The sequence below is a fragment of the Bradyrhizobium sp. 1 genome (assembly GCF_023073315.1).
GTDB lineage: Bacteria > Pseudomonadota > Alphaproteobacteria > Rhizobiales > Xanthobacteraceae > Bradyrhizobium.
The window spans coordinates 314805-334432 of the sequence record NZ_JADPJH010000010.1; the positions used below are offsets into that span (position 1 = coordinate 314805).

A 19628-nucleotide genomic window follows, 5' to 3' on the forward strand; every position below is an offset into this window, starting at 1 on the left:
GGCGCTTGATTTTCGTGCGCTTAGGCACGATATCCGGGCCAACAATCCCTTGAGACGAGTTCGAAAAGAGAGCCGATGACCGATCGAGACCGGCAGCCCGACGACGCGACCCCGCCGACCGGCGAGCCCGTGGTGTCAAAACCCTACATCATGCCCGACGATCCCGAGCCCGGTTCGGTCGAGCTGTTGCAGAAGGAAGCCGCCGAGGCGCACGACCGCATGCTGCGGACGCTGGCCGAGATGGAGAACTTACGCAAGCGCACCGCCAAGGAGGTCGCTGACGCCAAGCTCTACGGCGTCACCGGCTTTGCCCGTGACGTGCTCGACATCGCCGACAATCTCCAGCGCGCGCTCGATGCCGTTCCGGCCGAGGCCCGCGCCGCGGCCGATTCCGGCCTGACCGCGCTGATCGAAGGTGTCGAGCTCACCGAGCGTTCGCTGCTCAACGCGCTGGAAAAGCACGGTGTGAAGAAGCTCGATCCACAAGGCCAGAAGTTCGATCCGAACTTCCATCAGGCGATGTACGAGGTGCCCGATGCGTCGGTGCCCGCGGGCACCGTCGTGCAGGTCATGCAGGCCGGCTACACCATCGGCGAGCGCGTGCTGCGCCCGGCGCTGGTCGGTGTCGCCAAGGGCGGCGCAAAGGCCGCGGTCGCCGCGAACAGCAACGAGTCGAACTGAGCGCTCTACCCCTCATGGTGAGGAGGCGCGCGCCAAGAAGCGGGCTCCTCAGGATCAGGGTTTGGCAGTTTTCGTAGCGCCTACGCGCTTACCGCGATATCCGCGGACTGGATTCGCTTGACGCCGGCCTTGGCCATATCGGCCCAGGCTTTGGCGAGCGAGCCCTGATTGTCGATGCCGCGGCAGGCGTCTTCCACCACATAGACTTCGAAACCCGCCTTGCGCGCGTCGAGCGCGGTCCAGGCGACGCAGAAATCTGTCGCCAGGCCCACGACGAAGACGCGCTTGATCTTGCGTCCCTTCAGATAGCCGGCGAGTCCCGTCGAGGTCTTGCCGTCGGCTTCGAGGAAGGCCGAATAGCTGTCGACGTCCTTGTGAAAGCCCTTGCGAATGATGAGCTCGGCGTGCGGGATCGAGAGGTCCTTCGACAGTGCCGCGCCATCGGTGCCCTGCACGCAATGGTCCGGCCATAGCACCTGCTTGCCGTAGGGAAGATCGACGGTCTCGAACGGCTTCTTGCCGGCGTGGACTGACGCAAACGAAACATGACCGGGCGTGTGCCAGTCCTGCGTCATCACCACGTTCGAAAACGCTTTTGCCATTTTGTTGATGACGGGCACCACCTGCTCGCCTTCCTTCACGGCGAGGCTGCCGCCCGGCAGGAAGCAGTTTTGCACGTCGATCACGAGCAGCGCAGAGGTGTCGTCGGGCTTGATCGAGGCGGCTGCAAGGAGCGCGCTCGGAGTGAGGGCTACGAGAGCGCTTGTCCCAAGCGCCACCAGGATTTGTCGCCGATCCAGCATCGTTCGCCTCCCCTTAGGATGATCCAACGGGAGAGGAGCCTAGTTCCGTTCGTATACGAACAGAAGCCCGAAAATGCAGCCGGCTTTGGCTACCCCTTCGGCTGAATGCCGTCGCGCACGGCGCGGAAGCGGGTGAAAGCCGCCAGCCACTGCTCGCGCGGGGCGCTGGCGATGATGCGGAGCGAGGCGCCGCCGCTCGAGAAGCGAATCCACTGCACCACGGTCACGGGGATCTTGTCCTTGCCGCTGACGCCGTCGATCCGGGTCTCAAAACCCTGCTGGCCGTTGATGCGGATCGGCTCCGACATGGTGACGCGCGATTCGCGGACGCCGGGGATCTGGAGCGCCGCCTCCTGGGCGAAGCGGGCGCGGTCGTCGGCCTGCTGCGGAGTGGCGCCGATCAGGCCGAGGATCATGAACGGCTTCGACTCATAGCCTGTGCTCTCGTCGCCGTCGGCCAGGATGATGCTGGAGCCCGGCGCCAGCGTGCGGACGTCCTTGAAGTCGGCGAGATCGGAGATCTTGAACGGCATCAGCCCGATCTGCTCGTCGGCCGACACCTGCTTGCGGGTCACGGTGCTCGCAAACATCTGCCGCACCGCCTCGTCGGTGTAGATCTTGGTCGCATTCTCGGGGATCTGCACCGCGACATAGCCGGAGAAGCCGGCGCCCGGCACGATCATCGAATAGCGCCGCACCGCCGTCTCGCCGGCCTTGCCGCTCTCGGTGGTGAAATAGGCCAGGCCCGCAGGCGTCTCGATCTTGTCCTGCTTGACGCCGGCGGTGCCGGTCGTATTGGCATTGAAGGCGCTCACGACCTCGCCATAGGCCGCCGGCGGCAGCTCGGTGATCAGCACCTTGACGTTGCCGTCCTCGCTCTCGAAGCCCGGAAAGGTTTTTGCCGTGCTCAAGCCCACCAGCGGCACCATGCCGAGGCGCAGGCCAGGCGGGTAGACGGCGTCGGCAGCAAGGGCCGGAAGCGCTGTGGCGACGAGAAGGGCGAGCGCGGCGAGGGGGCGGATCAGCTTCATGGGCACTCTGATTGGTTCACATTGAGGCCGTTCGATGGTCGGCCACCGGGCCGATTTGTCGCGCGAAGCAGCCTCATGGGGCTGTCCGGCCGGTCCGCCTTTTAGCCGGTTTGGATCGCCGGTAACAGGGCGGGGCAGATCAAGGTGGTGGGGGCGGGCTGAAGCCTGAACCTGTTAATAATTCATCACCCGCAAGGACGGTTGAGCCCGGATATGATCTTCCAAAACCCAATGTTTTCACGGCCGAAACTTGCGTTCGGTCCTTGCGGGGCCCACCCCCCCTCCTATATGAGCGTCAACCATCGCAATATCGCGAATGTTTGATCTTAGGGGGTTCGGTTCGGGTGCCTTCTGGGCCTAGCCAACCTGCCGCAAAAACAAGGATATCAGGACCATGGGAAAGGTCATTGGGATCGACCTCGGCACGACGAATTCGTGCGTCGCCGTGATGGATGGCAAAAACGCCAAAGTCATCGAGAATTCCGAAGGCATGCGCACGACGCCTTCGATCGTCGCCGTCACGGATGACGGTGAGCGCCTCGTCGGCCAGCCTGCCAAGCGCCAGGCCGTCACTAATCCCGAGCGCACCTTCTTCGCAGTGAAGCGCCTCATCGGCCGCCGCTACGACGACCCGATGGTCGAGAAGGACAAGAAGCTCGTTCCGTACAAGATCGTGAAGGCTTCCAACGGCGACGCCTGGGTCGAGGCCGACGGCCAGACCTACTCGCCCTCGCAGGTCTCCGCTTTCATCCTTCAGAAGATGAAGGAGACCGCGGAAGCCCATCTCGGCCAGAAGGTCGATCAGGCCGTCATCACCGTTCCCGCCTACTTCAACGACGCCCAGCGCCAGGCGACCAAGGACGCCGGCAAGATCGCGGGCCTTGAAGTGCTGCGCATCATCAACGAGCCGACCGCGGCTGCGCTCGCTTATGGTCTGGACAAGACCAAGGCCGGCACGATCGCCGTGTACGATCTCGGCGGCGGCACGTTCGACGTCTCGATTCTCGAAATCGGCGACGGCGTGTTCGAGGTGAAGTCGACCAACGGCGACACCTTCCTCGGCGGCGAAGATTTCGATATGCGCCTCGTTGGCTACCTGGCCGACGAATTCCAGAAGGAGCAGGGCATCAACCTGCGCAACGACAAGCTCGCGTTGCAGCGCCTGAAGGAAGCCGCTGAAAAGGCCAAGATCGAGCTGTCGTCGACGACGCAGACCGAGATCAACCTGCCCTTCATCACCGCGGACCAGAGCGGCCCGAAGCATCTGACGATGAGGCTCACCCGCGCCAAGTTCGAAGCGCTGGTTGACGACCTCGTCCAGAAGACCGTCGAGCCCTGCCGCAAGGCTCTGAAGGATGCCGGCCTCACCGCCGCCGAGATCGGCGAAGTCGTGCTGGTCGGCGGCATGTCGCGCATGCCGAAGGTCCAGGAAGTCGTGAAGCAGCTGTTCGGCAAGGAGCCGCACAAGGGCGTCAACCCGGACGAAGTCGTGGCGATCGGTGCCGCGATCCAGGCCGGCGTGCTCCAGGGCGACGTCAAGGACGTGCTGCTGCTCGACGTGACCCCGCTGTCGCTGGGCATCGAGACGCTGGGCGGCGTGTTCACCCGCATCATCGACCGCAACACCACGATCCCGACCAAGAAGAGCCAGGTGTTCTCGACCGCCGAGGACAGCCAGAACGCGGTCACCATCCGCGTCTTCCAGGGTGAGCGTGAAATGGCGGCCGACAACAAGATGCTCGGCCAGTTCGACCTGATGGGCATTCCGCCGGCCCCGCGCGGCATGCCGCAGATCGAGGTGACCTTCGACATCGACGCCAACGGCATCGTCAACGTGTCGGCCAAGGACAAGGCGACTGCGAAGGAGCAGCAGATCCGCATCCAGGCTTCCGGTGGTCTGTCGGAAGCCGACATCGAGAAGATGGTCAAGGACGCCGAGGCCAATGCCGAAGCGGACAAGAAGCGCCGCGAGGCGGTCGATGCCAAGAACCATGCCGACGCACTGGTGCATTCCACCGAGAAGGCGCTGGCCGAGCATGGTTCGAAGGTCGGCGAGCCCGAACGCCGCGCCATTGAGGATGCCGTCGGTGACCTCAAGGAAGCGCTGAAGGGCGACGACGCCGAGGCGATCAAGGCCAAGACCCAGACGCTGGCGCAGGCTTCGATGAAGCTCGGCGAGGCCATGTACACGCAACAGGCCGAGGCCGACGCCAAGAAGGATGCGGCCAAGGACGACGTCGTCGACGCGGAGTTCACCGAGGTCGACGACGACAAGACCAACAAGAAGTCCGCCTGAACCCGAAGAGGGTCATGATGCGGGCGGCTTTGACCTCACACGCGCAGTCGGCCTCTCCCCTCAGGGGGGAGGCCTTCGTGTCGGGTTCGACGGGGCCAGATTCTGTCGAGATCGGCCCCGTGACGATCGATCAATTCCCAGCCGTTATGCTGAACGCCGCCGTGCTGCCCTCTGCCGATCAGCGGAAGGCTGCTTATATGGTCGCGTGGCGACGTCGTTTCGCCCCGACTTGAATCGCGATTGGATAGGCCGAGACAGACATGTCCACCAAGCGCTGCTATTACGAAACCCTCGAGGTCGAACGCTCCGCCGACGATTCCGCGCTGAAATCGTCCTTCCGCAAGCTTGCGATGAAGTTTCACCCCGACCGCAATCCCGGGGATGACTCCAGCGAAGTCAAGTTCAAGGAACTCAACGAAGCCTACGAGATCCTGAAGGACAAGGACAAGCGCGCGGCCTACGACCGCTTCGGCCATGCGGCCTTCGAGCAGGGCGGCCCCGGCGGCGGCGGCGGTGCTGGCTTCGGCGCCGGCTTCGCCTCCTCCTTCTCCGACATTTTCGAGGACCTGTTCGGCATGGCCGGACAGCAGCGTGGTCGCGGCGGCCGCGAGCGCGGCGCCGACCTGCGCTACAACATGGAAATCACGCTCGAGGACGCCTTTGGCGGCAAGACCGCGCAGATCGAGATTCCGGTCTCGGTCACCTGCGAGGCCTGCTCGGGCATCGGCGCCAAGGCCGGCACCAAGCCGAAGACCTGTTCGACTTGCGGCGGCGCCGGCCGCGTGCGGCAGTCGCAGGGCTTCTTCACACTGGAACGGACCTGTCCGGGCTGCCAGGGTCGCGGCCAGATGATCGAGGACGCCTGCCCGTCCTGCTCGGGCCAGGGCCGCGTCACCCGCGAGCGGAATCTCTCGGTCAACATTCCCCCGGGTGTCGAGGACGGCACCAGGATCAGGCTCGCCAACGAGGGCGAGGCCGGGGTCCGCGGCGGCCCGCCGGGCGACCTCTACATCTTCCTCTCGCTGGCCCAGCACCAGCTGTTCCAGCGCGACGGCGCCGATCTCCATTGTCGGGTCCCGATTTCGATGGTGACGGCGGCGCTTGGCGGGGAATTCGAGGTGCCGACCATCGACGGCGGGAAAGCCAAGGTGAAAGTGCCGGCAGGCACCCAGTCGAGCCGCCGATTCCGCATTGCATCAAAAGGCATGCCGGTGCTGCGCTCGCGCCAGACCGGCGACATGTACGTCCAGGTCGCGGTCGAGACCCCGCAAAATCTCACCAAGAAACAGCAGGAATTGCTGGCCGAGTTCGAAAAGCTGTCCTCGGGCAATACCCAGCCGGAATCCGTGGGCTTCTTCGCCAAGGTCAAGGATCTGTTCAGCAATCGGGCCAGCTGACTCGTCTTGACCGTATCGCCTTCGGCCTATACCTGTTTATGACTATTTTCTGACACGCCGCGTTCCTGCGGTCCCGTCCGGTCCTGACATGCCATTGCCATCGTCCGCGCGTGCGTTGAAGAAGCCCCGTCTTGATGACGAGGTGCGCTTTCTCAGATCGTGGATCGAAAAGCCCCTGCACATGGGCGCGGTCATGCCGTCGGGCAAGCTGCTCGCCCGGAAAATGGCCCATTACGTCGACGTCAATTCCGACGCACCGGTGGTCGAGCTCGGACCCGGCACCGGCGCCATCACCTCGGCCCTGATCGAGCGCGGCGTCGACCAGAAGCGTCTCGTCCTCGTCGAATACAATCCCGGCTTCTGCGCCCTGCTGCGTGACCGCTATCCGCAGGCCAAGGTGGTGCAGGGCGATGCCTATCGCCTGCGCGACACGCTCTGGAACGTGCTGAGTGCGCCGGCTTCCGCGGTGGTCTCGGGCCTGCCGCTCGTCACGAAACCGATGCTGACGCGGCTACGGCTGATCCGCGATGCCTTCACGGCGCTCGCACCCGGCGCGCCCTTCGTCCAGTTCACCTATGCGGTGGTGCCGCCGATCCCGAAATCGCTGCCCGGCGTGTCCACAGAGGCATCGGACCGGATCTGGATGAACCTTCCGCCGGCCCGCGTCTGGGTGTATCGCAAGGACTAATTCCGCCGGCATTCTCCTTTGCGCGGCGGGCTCGTTTCGCCGAACGCATGGAAGCGGATGTCCGCACCCAAAATCCTGGTCATTCCCGGCTCGCTACGCACCGGCTCGCATAATGCGAAGCTGGCGGCGGTCGCCGCCCATGAATTCGCCCAGGCCGGCGTCGACATCACCCGCATCTCGCTCGCCGATTTTCCGCTGCCGATCTACGACGGCGATCTCCAGGCCAAATCGGGCGTGCCCAAGCACGCGGTCAATCTCAAGCGGATGATCGGCACGCATCATGGCGTGTTGCTCGTCTCGCCCGAATACAATGCCTCGGTGCCGCCGCTGCTCAAGAACGCGATCGACTGGGTCAGTCGCGTGCAGGACCCGCACGAGGCGCGCGGCGACGTCTTCCGCAACCGTACCTTCGCGCTCGCCGGCGCCTCACAGAACAGGCTCGGCGCTGCCCGCGCGCTCCAGGCGCTCAGGCTGATCCTGACCTCCTGCCACGCCAATGTGATTGCCAGCCAGCTCACCCTCGCCTTTGCCGATCAGGCCTATGACGATATGGACAGGCTGAAGAACGAGAGCGATATCGCTTCGTTGAAGGAGCTGGTGCGGCAGTTGATCGACATTTCCCAACGCATGATGTGAGGTGACATGACGCCAGCCGAAATCGCCCCGAAAGACCGTCTGATCGTTGCGCTCGATCTGCCCAGCGTCGATGCCGCGGAGGCGATGATCGCTGGGCTCGGCGACAGCGTCACCTTCTACAAAGTCGGCTATCGGCTCGCTTATGCCGGCGGATTGCCGCTGGTCGCCAGGCTCGCCGACAAGGGCAAGAAGGTTTTTCTCGATCTCAAGCTGCACGACATCGGCAACACGGTGGCGCAGGGCGTCGAGAGCATCACCAGATTGGGCGCGACCTTCCTCACCGTGCACGCTTATCCGCAGACGATGAAAGGCGCCGTCGAGGGCCGCGGCAGTGCGAGCCTGAAGATTCTCGCCGTCACCGTGCTGACCTCCTACAATGACGACGATCTGCACGCGGCGGGCTATCGGCTCGGCGTCTCCGAGCTGGTCGAAGCGCGCGCGCAGCAGGCGCAGGTGCTCGGCGTCGACGGCCTCGTGTCCTCGCCCGAGGAAGTCGGCAGCCTTCGCAAGATCGTCGGCCACCAGATGAGCCTCGTCACCCCCGGCATCCGCCCGGCGGGTTCGGCAACCGGCGACCAGAAGCGCATCATGACGCCGGGCCGCGCGATCGCTGCCGGCGCCGATTATCTCGTCGTCGGGCGGCCGGTGGTGGAAGCCGCCGACCCCAAGGCGATTGCAGAAGCCATCCAGGCCGAGATCGCGCAAGCACTCGGCTAACCAACAACACAGGGAGAAGAACAATGGCAAAAGGCTACTGGATCGGACGCGTCGATGTCAGCAATGACGAGGGCTACAAGCCCTACGCCGTCGCCAACGGTCCGATCTTCAAGAAATGGGGCGGCCGCTTCGCCGTCCGCGGCGGCAAGTTCACCACCGTCGAAGGCTCCAGCCGCACCCGCAACGTCGTGATCGAATTCCCGGACTACGAGACCGCGATCGCCTGCTACAACTCGCCGGAATACCAGGCCAACATCAAGGTGCGCCAGCCGCACTCCATCGCCGACCTCATCATCATCGAGGGCTATGACGGCCCGCAGCCGTCGGACGGCTGAGGTTTTCTTTCTTACCCTCCCCTGGACGGGGAGGTCGATCGCGCGTAGCGCGAGCGGGGTGGGGTGGGGTGATCTCTCCACCCGGGCAGTGTTCGTCGCGGAAGCACTGTCACCCCACCCCGCTGTGCATTTCGCTTCGCTGCATGCCCAGCGACCCTCCCCCTCCAGGGGAGGGTAAGCGCGATCCTGCCCGATCCCCCTCGGTTGCCGGAACTGCGTCCCCCCGCTACAACGGCCGTGAGAGGATCACACCATGTCCGACATGCGCTTGATTGTTGCTGGAGCCGGCGGCCGGATGGGCCGATCGCTGACGCGGGCGATTGCGGAGAGCAAAGGCGCGGTGCTGGTGGGCGCGCTGGAGGCGCCGGGTTCGGAACTGCTCGGCAAGGATGCCGGCGTGCTTGCGGGCCTGCCGGCCAACGGGATCAAGCTCTCGGCCGATCTCTGGGCGATGTCGAAGGAGGCCGACGGCATCCTCGATTTCACCGTGCCGGCCGCGACCATCGCCAATGTCGCGATCGCGGCCGAGCGCGGCATCGTGCATGTCGTTGGCACCACCGGATTGTCAGGCTCCGACAACGCCGTGATCAAGAGCGTCACCAACCGCGCGGTCGTGGTGCAATCAGGCAATATGAGCCTGGGCGTCAACCTGCTCGCCGCCGTGGTCAAGCGCGTCGCCAAGGCGCTCGACGAGAGTTTTGATATCGAGATCGTCGAAACCCATCACCGCATGAAGATCGATGCGCCGTCGGGTACGGCGCTGATGCTGGGCCAGGCCGCAGCGGCCGGCCGCGGCATCTCGCTCGAGGAGCATGCGGACCGTGGCCGTGACGGCATCACCGGGGCGCGTAAGCCCGGCGACATCGGCTTCGCCTCGTTGCGCGGCGGCACCGTCGCCGGCGAGCACAGCGTGAGCTTCCTCGGTCCGTTCGAACGCCTGACGCTCACGCATCTCGCCGAAGACCGCATGCTGTTCGCACACGGTGCGCTGAAGGCGGCGTTGTGGGCGCATGGCAAGAAGCCGGGGCACTATTCCATGGCCGACGTGCTCGGCCTCGCCGATCTCTAGATGAAAGCAACGGAAAGCAGTCAATGAGCGAACGTCTTCTCGTGCTCGTGCGCCACGGCCAGAGCGAATGGAATCTGAAGAACCTTTTCACGGGCTGGAAGGATCCTGATCTCACCGAGCTCGGCGTGAAGGAAGCGACGGAAGCCGGCCGCAAGCTGAAGGCGCAGGGCCTCGTGTTCGACGTCGCCTACACCTCGGTGTTGACGCGCGCGCAGCACACGCTCGATCTCATCCTCGGCGAGCTCGACCAGAAGGGCTTGCCGACTTCGAAAGATCTCGCGCTGAACGAGCGCGACTATGGCGATCTCTCCGGCCTCAACAAGGACGACGCGCGCAAGAAATGGGGCGAGGACCAGGTGCTGATCTGGCGCCGCTCCTACGACGTGCCGCCGCCCGGCGGCGAAAGCCTGAAGGACACGCTCGCGCGCACGCTGCCCTATTACGTGCAGGAGATCCTGCCCGGCGTGCTCAACGGCAGGCGCACGCTGGTCGCCGCCCACGGCAATTCGCTGCGCGCGCTGATCATGGTGCTGGAAAAGCTGTCGCCCGAAGGCATCCTGAAGCGCGAACTCGCGACGGGCGTGCCGATCATCTACCGCCTCAATGCGGATTCGACGGTGGCCTCGAAGCTCGATCTGGCGGGCTAGTTCTTCGCCGCACGCGCGGCGCCGTAGGGTGGGCAAAGCGAAGCGTGCCCACGCTGCGTCAATGATTGAGAGAGATGGTGGGCACGGCGCTTTGCGCCTTTGCCCACCCTACGAGACCTTCGTCGGGGCGACGATCACTGCATTCCCAACTGCCCGGCTTCCCAGCCCAGCATCGCCTGTTTCCGCGTGATGCCCCAGTGATAGCCGGTGAGCGTGCCGCTCTTGCCGAGCGCGCGGTGGCAGGGCACGACGAACGAGACCGGGTTCTTGCCGACAGCGGCACCGACGGCGCGCGAGGCCTTCGGGCTGTCGATGTTGCAGGCGATGTCCGAATAGGACACCGCGCGGCCCATCGGAATCTTCAATAGCGTCTCCCACACCCGCACTTCGAAATCGGTGCCGATCATGACCACGCGTAGCGGCTGATCCGGCCGCCACAGTTTTGTGTCGAAGATGCGCTGTGCCAGCGGCGCGGTGCCTTCGTGATCTTCGACGTAAGTTGCGTTCCGCCATCGCCGCGTCATGTCAGCGAGTGCGATCTTCTCTTCGCCAGGATCGGCGAAGGCGAGCCCTGACAGGCCGCGATCCGTCGCGATCACGATCGCGGTGCCGAACGGCGAAGGGTGGAATCCGTAGCGCAGCGTCAACCCCGCACCGCCATTTTTCCATTCGCCCGGCGACATTGCTTCATGCGTGACGAAGAGATCATGCAGCCGGCCCGGCCCTGACAGCCCCGAGTCGAGCGCGGCGTCGAGGATGCTGGCCGAATCCCGCAACAGACCCTTGGCATGGTCGAGGGTGAGCGCCTGCATGAAGGCCTTCGGGGTGATCGAGGCCCAGCGCCGGAACAGATGGTGCAACTCATCCGGGGTGACGCCGGCCGCATCGGCCATCGCCTCGATGGCCGGCTGCGTGCGCCAGTTTTCCGAGATGAAGGCGATCGCCCGGCGCACCGAATCATAGTCGCGCAGCGCGGCGTTCTGGGGGCCCGGTTTGGTCAGTCGCTGGTCATGTATGGCGAGTGTCATCATGAGCGGAATGTAGGCGCGGCAGGAGCGCGAAACCACCCGATTTCCGACCTGACATCAGGTGACCGGATTATAGGTCGGGCCCCGCCGGGCGGCGTTCAGTCCCTCGACCAAGCCATTATAAAAGCTCGCCTTTTCCTCCGGCCCCAAAAAACCGGCGATTTGGATACGGCGACCGCGCGAGATCAGGTAGACGTGCTCGATGCCGAAATCCTCGTCGACCTCCAGATCGAGCCGGACCCAGAGCGGATTGAATGTCCATTCGGCGACCTGGCCGCGATGGCTGACCCGGCGCACGCGCAGTTCCGACGGGGTGATGACGATCTGTTCGCTCGCCCGCGCGGCGCGGAAATTGACCTTGAAGGCCCACCAGATCACGAGAACGTCGAGGCCGAAGAAGCCGAACACCGGCCACGCCCCCATCATCAGGAAGACGAGGCCGGTGGCGAAACTGACGACGCTCAGGAACAGCATCACGGCGAGGAAGCCGGTGCGGTTCAGCGAGCGGTGCGGCGTCAGCAGCGCGGAGAAGATCTGCACCTCGCGCGGATCTTCAGAATTCTTGCGCTCAATTTCGTTGCCTGTGCTCATCGTCCCTCAGTATATCCCGATCATGGCGAAAATCACCCGCAAGCCGATCCCGCGCAAAGCCGCCGTGCCGAAGAAAATGGCAAAGGCGGCGGTTGCGAAGCCCAGGCCCGCCAAGAAATCGGCGCCCGCAAAGAAATCGCTCAAGGCTATAAAGCCCTGGACGCCGGCCGAGGTCCATGAGGTCTTCAGCCGTTTCCGCAAGGCCAATCCGCAGCCGAAGGGCGAGCTCGAGCACGTTAATCCGTTCACGCTGCTGGTTGCCGTGGTGCTGTCGGCGCAGGCGACCGACGCCGGCGTCAACAAGGCGACGCGGGCATTGTTCGAGGTCGCCGACACCCCGCAGAAGATGCTCGATCTCGGCGAGGAGCGCCTGCGCGAGTACATCAAGACCATCGGCCTCTATCGCACCAAGGCGAAGAACGTGATCGCGCTGTCGGCAAAAATGCTCAGCGATTTCGGTGGCGAGGTGCCGCGCACGCGTGACGGGATCGAGTCGCTGCCGGGCGCCGGACGCAAGACCGCCAACGTCGTGCTCAACATGGCCTTTGGCGAGCACACCATGGCGGTGGACACGCATGTCTTCCGCGTCGGCAATCGTACCGGGATGGCGCCGGGCAAGACGCCGCTCGAAGTCGAGCTTGGTCTCGAAAAAATGATCCCGGCCGAATTCATGCTGCATGCCCATCATTGGCTGATCCTGCACGGCCGTTATACTTGCCTCGCGCGCAAGCCGCGCTGCGAGGTCTGCCTGATCAACGATCTCTGCCGATGGCCGGAGAAGACGGTGTGAGAACGGTGTTCGGTCAAAGTCGTTTTGGGGGTCTATCGTGAGTCAGCAGGAACAAGTCTCGTTGCCGTCACCTGCCGCCGCTGCACCGGCCCCGCCACCAAAACCGACGCAGCGGCCGGCGAGCTCGCTGTGGAGCCGGCTCGCGATCCCGCTGTTCGCCGTCGTCGTCGCGCTCGGCTTCGTCGCACTGGCGACGCAGCGCTTCGACGAATGGGTCGGCAATGCCGTGGTCCAGACCACCAATGACGCCTATGTGCGCTCCGAGCTGACACGCCTGGCCAGCCGTGTCTCCGGCGAAGTGCTGACCGTAGGGGTCACCGACTTCCAGCGCGTCAGGGCCGGCGACCTCCTGATCCAGATCGATCCTGCCGACTACCAGGCGCAAGTCGCGCAGTCCGTGGCCGCGGTTGCCGCATCGCAAGCCGTGCTCGACAATCTGGGCAACCAGATCGAGCTGCAATATGCGACCATCGCGCAGGCCGAGGCGGCGCGGCTCTCGGCGGAAGCGCTCGAGGTCGAGGCCAAGCAGGAGCAGGAGCGCCAGCAATCGCTGACGCAGACCGAATCCGGCACGCGGCAGCGGTTCGAGCAGGCGGTTGCGGGTCTGGCCAAGGCGCAGGCCGATGTGCGCGCGAGCCGCGCCGTGATCGCGGCCCAGCAGCATCAGCTCGAGGTTTTGCAGGGCACCAAGAAACAGCGCGCCGCCGATCTCGACGCCACCAAGGCGACGCTGGCGAGCGCCAAGCTCAAGCTCGGCTACACGAAGATCGCCGCGCCGTTCGACGGCGTCGTCGGTGAGCGTCAGGTGCAGCCCGGCGACTACGTCAATATCGGCACCAATCTCATCAACGTCGTGCCGCTGCCAAAAGTCTATGTGATCGCGAACTACAAGGAGACCCAGCTTACGCATGTCGCGCCCGGCCAGCCGGTCGAGATCACCGTCGACAGTTTTCCGCGGGAGAAGCTGCGTGGCCGCGTCGAGCGCATTGCGCCGGCGACCGGCGCGCAGGTCGCGCTGCTGCCGCCGGACAATGCCACTGGCAATTTCACAAAAGTGGTGCAACGCATTCCCGTGCGCATCCAGTTCGACGACAACCAGCCGCTCTTGACCCGGCTCGTGCCCGGCATGTCGGTCGTCACCAGCATCGACACGAAGGCCGCGAATGGCGGCAAATGACGATGCAGGCCACGGGCCGGTCTCGCGCGGCGGCATCGCTCCGCAGCCGTTGTTTGCGGTCGCTGCCGTCCTGCTCGGTTCGTTCCTCACCAATGTCGACAGCCGCCTGAGCACAATCGGCCTGCCCGATCTGCGCGGCGCGTTCGGGCTCTCTTTCGACGAAGGCGCCTGGCTCTCCACGGCGGGCATCGGTTCGCAGATCCTCATCGCGCCGGCGGTGGCGTGGCTCGCGACAGCGTTCGGCCTGCGCCGCGTTCTCGGCATTCCGAGCCTCATCTACGCCGCGGTGTCGCTGATCATCCCGTTCGTGCGCGACTACCCGACCCTGCTCGCGCTCAGCGTCGTGCATGGCTTGTTGCTCGGCACCTTCGTGCCGGCAACGCTGATGATCGTGTTCCGCAATCTGCCGATGCGCTGGTGGTTGCCGGCGATCTCGCTCTATTCGATCCGCGTCGGCTTTGCGCTGGACACCTCGAGCGCGCTGGTCGGCTTCTATGTCGACCATCTCGGCTGGCAATGGCTGTATTGGCAGAGCGCGGTGATCGCGCCCTTGATGGGCCTGATGGTTTATCTGGGCACGCCGAACGAGCCGGTCAATCGCGTGCTGCTGCGCGAGGCTGATTGGGGCGGCATGCTGCTGCTTGGCGCGGGGGTCTCGATGATCTATGCCGGCCTCGACCAGGGCAATCGGCTGGACTGGCTCGGCTCCGGCACGGTGATGGCGCTGCTCGTGGGCGGTGGCGTGCTGCTCGTTGCCTTCCTCATCAACGAGTCACTGGTGCGCCAGCCATGGGCGCATGTGAACGTGCTGTTTTCGCGCAACATCGGGCTGTCGCTGGTGGTGATCCTGCTCTACACGCTGACGTCTCTTTCCAATTCATCGCTGGTGCCGAACTTCCTCGGCAATGTCGGTCTGCTCCGGCCTGAGCAAAGCGGTTTGCTGCTGCTCACCTATGGCGCGCTGCCGATGTTCGTGCTGGTGCCGGTGTCGATCTGGCTGCTCCGCCATTTCGACGCGCGCGTGGTGACGGTATTGGGCTTTGCCTGTTTTGCCGCCGCCAATCTCTGGGGCACCCAGCTCACCCATGACTGGGCCCGCGAGGATTTTGTCGGCATCGTGCTGCTGCAATCAGTCGGGCAGTCGCTGACGCTGCTGCCGATCATCATCATGGCGCTGTCGAACTCCGATCCGAGCCGCGCGACGTCCTTTGCCGCCTATATCCAGATCATGCGGCTTGGCGGCGCCGAGATCGGCGTGGCGCTGATGGGAACGTGGCTGCGCGTCCGTGAGCAGGTGCATTCCTTCTATATCGGCCAGAATCTTTTGGTCGGCGATGCCGATGTGGTGGGCAGGCTCAAGCAACTCGCCGATTACTTCGCCGCCCATGCCACCGGTCTCGCCCAGGCGCGCGCGGTCGGGACGCTTGCCGGACTGGTCCAGCGCGAGGCCAATGTGCTCGCCTATATCGACGGCTTCTGGCTGTGCTTCTGGCTGGCGATGGCCGCGCTCGGTTTCATCGCGCTGATCACCCGCGCCCCGCCCGGCCCGTTCACGCCGGCGCCGTTCGGCTTCGCCAAGATGCTGCTGCGCAAGTGTGGCGCGCAGGTCAGCTAGATGCAATGGCGGTTGGTTCGTTCAATCGTGCCGCGGGGGCGGTCACCTCTCCCGCTTGCGGGACAGGGAGCGCACTGCAATCACCGCATCTGCCGTGCCGGCTCGATCAGCTCGGGCCGCGGGCCGGACAGGCGCTTGTGCATGTGGACCATGAAGGCCATGGCGAAGATCGGCGTCGCCAGATTGACAATCGGGATCGAGACGAAGGCGGCGATGAAGAGGCCGGCGGTGAAGATGGTGGCCGCGTTGTCGCGCCGCATCGCCTTGGCCTCCTCCGGCGAGCGGAAGCGCATCGCCGCGAGCTCGAAATATTCGCGCCCCAACAGCCAGGCGGCGGCGAGGAAGAAGACCAAGAAGCCGGCGCCGGCCAAAAACACCAGCGGCAGCGCGACGAGATAGACCAGGATCGTCAGGAGCGCGGTCTTGATGCCCTCGGTGATCGCCTGGTTGAACGGCAGTGCAACGCCGGGCCGCTCGGCGGGATAATATTCGCGTTCGACGACATCGGCGACGTCGTCGACGAAGAAGCTCGCCACCAGCGAGGTGATCGCAGGCATCAGGAAGACGCTGCCGAACACGACGCCAAGACCGGCAGCAATCGAGATGATCCAGGCAAGCACTTCGAGCGAGGAATGCCAGCCGGGTCCGAGCAGGCCCTCGAGCCAAACCTCGCCATACGTCGCAAACCAGCTGAGCAGCCGCTGCAACCCGATCGCCAGCACGACGATCAGCACCAACGCAAGCCCAACCGATCGCCACAGGATCGAGCGCATCGGCGGCGACATCATTTGCGACAGCGCCTTGACGGCGGCATCCAGCATGGGGAACCCTCTCACGAAATCACCCGCGAGAGGTAGCCATGCCGGCCCGCTTCGGCAAGGGACGCTGACCAGTCGCCACCTGCGGCTTAACGTTCCGCCGCGATGCTGGCCCAGCAGGTGATGGCGCTGCAGACCGTGCTCCAGCGACCAAAACCCTTGTAGATCTGGGCGGCGACCTGCTCCTGCTGCTTCAGGGTGCCCTCGGCCTTGATCTGCGGGTCGGAGACATTGCGGATCGCGAGCCAGCGTGGCGCCTTGGTGCCCATCTCCTGGGCCACCAGGCCGAGAATGGCGTCGCCCATTTCGGAGACGTCGCCGAGCCCCTGGAGATGGAAATGATTGTCCGAGGTGTCGAAGCCGAAGAAGTCGGTGGTGACCACGGAGGAGGACAGCCCGCTCGGCTTCACCACAAAAATCTTCGGTGCCCTGGTGTTCTCCTTCGGCAATTGAGCGGCATTGGCCTTGAACAGCGTCTTGGCCTGCGTGAACTTCTTCGTCACGGCGGATTTGCTGGAAAAGTGCTCCTGCGCAAAAGGCTCCTTCTTGAACTTCGACAGGCAGTCGAAGCGCACGATCGGCGAGACCACGACGTCGCCGACCTCGAATTCCTTGCCGATGCCGCCGGCCGTGCCCGTGGTGATGACCAGCGTCGGCTGCACTTCGGTGATGATCTGGCGCCAGACGTCGACATTCGGCAATTGCGGGCCGTCCTGCGACATGTGCGAGTCGGATTTGAAGATCACGCATTTCTTCTTGCCGATCGTCGTGGTCCAGTAGGCGCCGAGCCGCTTCAGCTCCTTGGCCGGGCAGCCGTTGCGCATCTTCTTGGAGATCGTTGCGTAATTGTGCGTGTACGGCAGGTAATCGTTGCGCGAGTCCTTGCCCGGCGTCAGGACGCGGCTGAGTGCGTGGCCTTCGTCGACGGTCCAGGTCACGACCAGCACGTCGGCGCGCGGCAGCGGTCCCTTGCCGTTGCCCTTCGGCTTCGGGCCGGTCTGCGGCGCCAGCCCCTTCGGCCAGGGAATGTCGGTGAAGCGCGACAGCCCGGTCGAGGTCGAGAAGGCCATGAACTCGCGGCCCTCGGCGGATTCGGAATCGAAATCAATGATCTCGCGTCGAAAGTCTTCCGCCGTGACCCTTGCGGACTTCTTCACGGCCGCCTTCGCCACGCGCTTCACCGTAAAGGTATCGCGCGGCGGCGGTGTCGTGATCGGATCGAAACCGAGATTTCTCTCAACCCATTTACGGTCGGCCAGCATCGCATCCTCCGCAATTGACTTTGAAGAACATCTTTCATTGGTCGGCCAAGCGGGCCGATGGTTGCAATCTTAGATCGAAATCATGGGCGCCGAATGGTCCGAGCTATTGACCAATTCGGTGCCGGTTTGAGCCGGCGAAGTATTCGTCTGCCGAATAAGGATATTTCTGAAAAAACGTGGCTCATTTCCTGAACCAATTCGCGGCTGAGATTACACCTACAGTTGAGATGCGACAATCTGCCTTCCAATCACAAACGGAGGAAGTCATGGCAAGCGTTCGGCTCGTGCCAAGAGCACGCAGCCGGCCGACGTTCCCTCCTCCGTCATTGCGAGGAGCCCTTCCGACGAAGCAATCCAGAATCTCCCCGCGGAGGCAGACTGGATTGCTTCGCTACGCTCGCAATGACGAGTCGAGAAATCGTGCCTACATCGTATCCAGCGGCTTGCCGCGCACGTTGGGGCCGAACAGCGTCATCGCGATCACCACGATCAGCATCGCCACGGTGATCAGGCCGAACACGCCGGTGACGCCGGCCTCCTTCAGCATGTAGGCGACGATGAAGCCCGAGAACGTCGCACTCAACCGGCTCATCGAATAGACAAGGCCGGAGGCCTGCGCGCGGATCTCGGTCGGAAACACCTCGGTCTGGTAGGCGTGATAAGCGTAGGACATCGTGGTGTTGCAGGCCGTCAGCAGCACGCCGCAGACGATCAGCAGCGCGGGCTCGGTCAGTTGCGCGAACGCCATGCCGAAGATGATGATGGCGATGCAGGCACCCGCAATGATCCAGCGCCGCTCGAACTTGTCGGCAAAGCTCGCGGCGAGCAGCGGCGCGATCGGATAGGCGAACGCGACGATGAAGGAATATTGCAGGCTCTTGGTGACGGTGATGCCCTTCTCCACCAGCAGCGTCGGCACCCAATTGGCAAAGCCGTAGAAGCCGAAAGCCTGGCAAAAATTGAACACCATGAAGAGCACGACCAGCGTAAGATAGGGCGGGCGGAACAGGTCGGCGAAGTTGACGCGCGCGACCTGCCGGACTTGAAGCGCAGGCGACGTCGCGGGCCGTGTGCCGGCACCACCGCTGGCGGCCTCCAGCGAGCCGAGGATGCGAAGCGCCTCCTCGTTGCGGCCGTGCCGCGCCAGCCAGAGCGGGCTCTCGGGCAGGAACAGGCGGAGCACCCAGATGATCATGCTGGCGGCCGCCCCGATCAGTACCACCCAGCGCCAGCCTTCGACACCATAGGGCGCGAGCGGCACCAGCCACCAGGCGAGAAAAGCGACGACGGGCACGGCGATGAACATGATCGACTGGTTCACCGCAAAAGCGCGGCCGCGTATCCGGCTCGGCACCAGCTCGGTGATGTAGGCGTCGATGGTGATGACCTCGACGCCGATGCCGATGCCGGCGAGGAAGCGCCAAAACAACAAGCCTTCGGGAGAAGTCTGGCAGGCCATGATCACGGACGCAGCCGTGTAGCTCAGCAGCGCATAGGTGAAGATCGCGCGGCGTCCAAAACGGTCGGCGAGGAAGCCGAGGAAGAAGGTGCCGACGAACAGTCCGGCAAAAGTCGCGGCGACGAAGGCGCCGATGCCGGAGAAGCCGAAGAACGCCGTTGTTGTCGTACTCAGGAGCCCGCTGCGGCTCAGGCCCGGGGCGATATAGCCGGTGAGGAACAGATCGTAGATCTCGAAGCAGCCGCCGAGCGAGAGCAGGATGACGAGGCGCCAGACATAGGATGTTCCCGGCATCGCCTCGAGCCGCCGGGAGATTTCGTCAGGTACGGATGGCGCAGCGCCGAGCTCAAAGCCTGTGTCGATGCCGACAACGCTCATGATGTCCTCCCCGTGGCGCGCAAATCGCGCGCGTTTCCCGGCGGCTCATCTCTGTTGCTTGTCGCAAGCTCTGCCGGATCGCGCCATGTTGGCGGGTCAGGAGTGGAAATCCAGAAGAACATATCGATGGAAGCGTTCGAGATTTTCGAACTCGGCGTTCTCTTACCTCTCCCCGCTTGCGGGGAGAGGTCGGATCGCTCTTGCGATCCG

At 64.3% G+C, this 19628-nt stretch carries 19 protein-coding genes; 12 read left to right on the forward strand and 7 right to left on the reverse strand.

All coding sequences use genetic code 11. The features are described from left to right. Positions 1-75: 75 nt before the first annotated feature. On the forward strand, positions 76-681 hold the full coding sequence (gene grpE / locus IVB29_RS04135) for a nucleotide exchange factor GrpE (protein WP_247502109.1): 606 nt from the start codon (positions 76-78) through the stop codon (positions 679-681). 80 nt (positions 682-761) lie between these two features. Here grpE and pncA read toward each other — a convergent pair whose 3' ends face one another. Further along, on the reverse strand, positions 762-1484 hold the full coding sequence (gene pncA / locus IVB29_RS04140) for a bifunctional nicotinamidase/pyrazinamidase (protein WP_247502110.1): 723 nt from the start codon (positions 1482-1484) through the stop codon (positions 762-764). A gap of 89 nt (positions 1485-1573) precedes the next feature. Then, on the reverse strand, positions 1574-2515 hold the full coding sequence (locus IVB29_RS04145; RefSeq protein WP_247502111.1) for a hypothetical protein: 942 nt from the start codon (positions 2513-2515) through the stop codon (positions 1574-1576). 394 nt (positions 2516-2909) lie between these two features. On the opposite strand from IVB29_RS04145, the gene dnaK reads away from it, so the two are divergent. The 8 genes from dnaK to IVB29_RS04185 all read left to right on the forward strand — a co-directional run bounded on the left by dnaK (position 2910) and on the right by IVB29_RS04185 (position 10300). Next, positions 2910-4811, forward strand: coding sequence for a molecular chaperone DnaK (dnaK, locus tag IVB29_RS04150; protein ID WP_247502112.1), 1902 nt, complete (start codon positions 2910-2912; stop codon positions 4809-4811). Positions 4812-5071: 260 nt separating this feature from the next. Next, positions 5072-6208 (forward strand): molecular chaperone DnaJ, encoded by a 1137-nt coding sequence (gene dnaJ / locus IVB29_RS04155; protein ID WP_247502113.1) that lies wholly within the window; start codon positions 5072-5074, stop codon positions 6206-6208. Positions 6209-6296: 88 nt separating this feature from the next. Further along, positions 6297-6896, forward strand: coding sequence for an rRNA adenine N-6-methyltransferase family protein (locus IVB29_RS04160; RefSeq protein ID WP_247502114.1), 600 nt, complete (start codon positions 6297-6299; stop codon positions 6894-6896). A gap of 57 nt (positions 6897-6953) precedes the next feature. Next, positions 6954-7532: an NAD(P)H-dependent oxidoreductase gene (locus IVB29_RS04165; RefSeq protein WP_247502115.1), complete on the forward strand. Its 579-nt coding sequence runs from the start codon at positions 6954-6956 to the stop codon at positions 7530-7532. A gap of 6 nt (positions 7533-7538) precedes the next feature. Next, positions 7539-8249 carry an orotidine-5'-phosphate decarboxylase gene (gene pyrF, locus IVB29_RS04170; protein ID WP_247502116.1) on the forward strand — a complete coding sequence of 237 codons (711 nt, stop codon included), beginning with the start codon at positions 7539-7541 and terminating at the stop codon, positions 8247-8249. Between the two features lie 23 nt (positions 8250-8272). Beyond that, positions 8273-8584: a DUF1330 domain-containing protein gene (locus IVB29_RS04175; protein WP_247502117.1), complete on the forward strand. Its 312-nt coding sequence runs from the start codon at positions 8273-8275 to the stop codon at positions 8582-8584. A 253-nt stretch (positions 8585-8837) separates the two neighbouring features. Continuing rightward, positions 8838-9653, forward strand: a complete 816-nt coding sequence (gene dapB, locus IVB29_RS04180) for a 4-hydroxy-tetrahydrodipicolinate reductase (RefSeq protein ID WP_247502118.1) — start codon at positions 8838-8840, stop codon at positions 9651-9653. Between the two features lie 23 nt (positions 9654-9676). Continuing rightward, positions 9677-10300, forward strand: a complete 624-nt coding sequence (locus IVB29_RS04185; protein ID WP_247502119.1) for a 2,3-bisphosphoglycerate-dependent phosphoglycerate mutase — start codon at positions 9677-9679, stop codon at positions 10298-10300. Between the two features lie 134 nt (positions 10301-10434). On the opposite strand, the gene IVB29_RS04190 is transcribed toward IVB29_RS04185, so the two are convergent. Beyond that, entirely contained in the window at positions 10435-11331 is an 897-nt protein-coding gene (locus IVB29_RS04190) for a bifunctional helix-turn-helix domain-containing protein/methylated-DNA--[protein]-cysteine S-methyltransferase (protein WP_247502350.1), read from the reverse strand. A gap of 54 nt (positions 11332-11385) precedes the next feature. Continuing rightward, positions 11386-11919, reverse strand: a complete 534-nt coding sequence (locus IVB29_RS04195; protein ID WP_247502120.1) for a DUF2244 domain-containing protein — start codon at positions 11917-11919, stop codon at positions 11386-11388. Between the two features lie 22 nt (positions 11920-11941). On the opposite strand from IVB29_RS04195, the gene nth reads away from it, so the two are divergent. From nth to IVB29_RS04210, 3 genes are read left to right on the forward strand one after another with little or no spacing between them, the layout of a single operon-like run. Beyond that, positions 11942-12709: an endonuclease III gene (nth, locus tag IVB29_RS04200; RefSeq protein ID WP_247502121.1), complete on the forward strand. Its 768-nt coding sequence runs from the start codon at positions 11942-11944 to the stop codon at positions 12707-12709. A 37-nt stretch (positions 12710-12746) separates the two neighbouring features. After that, complete coding sequence (locus IVB29_RS04205; RefSeq protein WP_247502122.1) at positions 12747-13886, forward strand: HlyD family secretion protein; 1140 nt, start codon at positions 12747-12749, stop codon at positions 13884-13886. Next, the gene (locus tag IVB29_RS04210; RefSeq protein ID WP_247502123.1) at positions 13873-15501 is read left to right on the forward strand and encodes an MFS transporter; all 1629 of its coding nucleotides are present in this window, start codon (positions 13873-13875) and stop codon (positions 15499-15501) included. The genes IVB29_RS04205 and IVB29_RS04210 overlap by 14 nt, the downstream gene beginning before the upstream one ends. An 80-nt stretch (positions 15502-15581) precedes the next feature. Here IVB29_RS04210 and IVB29_RS04215 read toward each other — a convergent pair whose 3' ends face one another. The 3 genes from IVB29_RS04215 to IVB29_RS04225 all read right to left on the reverse strand — a co-directional run bounded on the left by IVB29_RS04215 (position 15582) and on the right by IVB29_RS04225 (position 19418). Continuing rightward, positions 15582-16322 (reverse strand): sulfate transporter family protein, encoded by a 741-nt coding sequence (locus IVB29_RS04215; protein WP_247502124.1) that lies wholly within the window; start codon positions 16320-16322, stop codon positions 15582-15584. An 86-nt stretch (positions 16323-16408) separates the two neighbouring features. After that, positions 16409-17581 (reverse strand): hypothetical protein, encoded by a 1173-nt coding sequence (locus IVB29_RS04220; protein WP_247502125.1) that lies wholly within the window; start codon positions 17579-17581, stop codon positions 16409-16411. Positions 17582-18005: 424 nt separating this feature from the next. Beyond that, positions 18006-19418, reverse strand: coding sequence for an MFS transporter (locus tag IVB29_RS04225; protein ID WP_247502126.1), 1413 nt, complete (start codon positions 19416-19418; stop codon positions 18006-18008). Positions 19419-19628: the final 210 nt, after the last annotated feature.

Bases quoted from the DNA above. Each gene is read 5' to 3' on its own strand.
- grpE (WP_247502109.1), top strand. From the start codon at position 76: ATGACCGATCGAGACCGGCAGCCCGACGACGCGACCCCGCCGACCGGC.
- pncA (WP_247502110.1), bottom strand. From the start codon at position 1,484: ATGCTGGATCGGCGACAAATCCTGGTGGCGCTTGGGACAAGCGCTCTC.
- IVB29_RS04145 (WP_247502111.1), bottom strand. From the start codon at position 2,515: ATGAAGCTGATCCGCCCCCTCGCCGCGCTCGCCCTTCTCGTCGCCACA.
- dnaK (WP_247502112.1), top strand. From the start codon at position 2,910: ATGGGAAAGGTCATTGGGATCGACCTCGGCACGACGAATTCGTGCGTC.
- dnaJ (WP_247502113.1), top strand. From the start codon at position 5,072: ATGTCCACCAAGCGCTGCTATTACGAAACCCTCGAGGTCGAACGCTCC.
- IVB29_RS04160 (WP_247502114.1), top strand. From the start codon at position 6,297: ATGCCATTGCCATCGTCCGCGCGTGCGTTGAAGAAGCCCCGTCTTGAT.
- IVB29_RS04165 (WP_247502115.1), top strand. From the start codon at position 6,954: ATGTCCGCACCCAAAATCCTGGTCATTCCCGGCTCGCTACGCACCGGC.
- pyrF (WP_247502116.1), top strand. From the start codon at position 7,539: ATGACGCCAGCCGAAATCGCCCCGAAAGACCGTCTGATCGTTGCGCTC.
- IVB29_RS04175 (WP_247502117.1), top strand. From the start codon at position 8,273: ATGGCAAAAGGCTACTGGATCGGACGCGTCGATGTCAGCAATGACGAG.
- dapB (WP_247502118.1), top strand. From the start codon at position 8,838: ATGTCCGACATGCGCTTGATTGTTGCTGGAGCCGGCGGCCGGATGGGC.
- IVB29_RS04185 (WP_247502119.1), top strand. From the start codon at position 9,677: ATGAGCGAACGTCTTCTCGTGCTCGTGCGCCACGGCCAGAGCGAATGG.
- IVB29_RS04190 (WP_247502350.1), bottom strand. From the start codon at position 11,331: ATGATGACACTCGCCATACATGACCAGCGACTGACCAAACCGGGCCCC.
- IVB29_RS04195 (WP_247502120.1), bottom strand. From the start codon at position 11,919: ATGAGCACAGGCAACGAAATTGAGCGCAAGAATTCTGAAGATCCGCGC.
- nth (WP_247502121.1), top strand. From the start codon at position 11,942: ATGGCGAAAATCACCCGCAAGCCGATCCCGCGCAAAGCCGCCGTGCCG.
- IVB29_RS04210 (WP_247502123.1), top strand. From the start codon at position 13,873: ATGGCGGCAAATGACGATGCAGGCCACGGGCCGGTCTCGCGCGGCGGC.
- IVB29_RS04215 (WP_247502124.1), bottom strand. From the start codon at position 16,322: ATGCTGGATGCCGCCGTCAAGGCGCTGTCGCAAATGATGTCGCCGCCG.
- IVB29_RS04220 (WP_247502125.1), bottom strand. From the start codon at position 17,581: ATGCTGGCCGACCGTAAATGGGTTGAGAGAAATCTCGGTTTCGATCCG.
- IVB29_RS04225 (WP_247502126.1), bottom strand. From the start codon at position 19,418: ATGAGCGTTGTCGGCATCGACACAGGCTTTGAGCTCGGCGCTGCGCCA.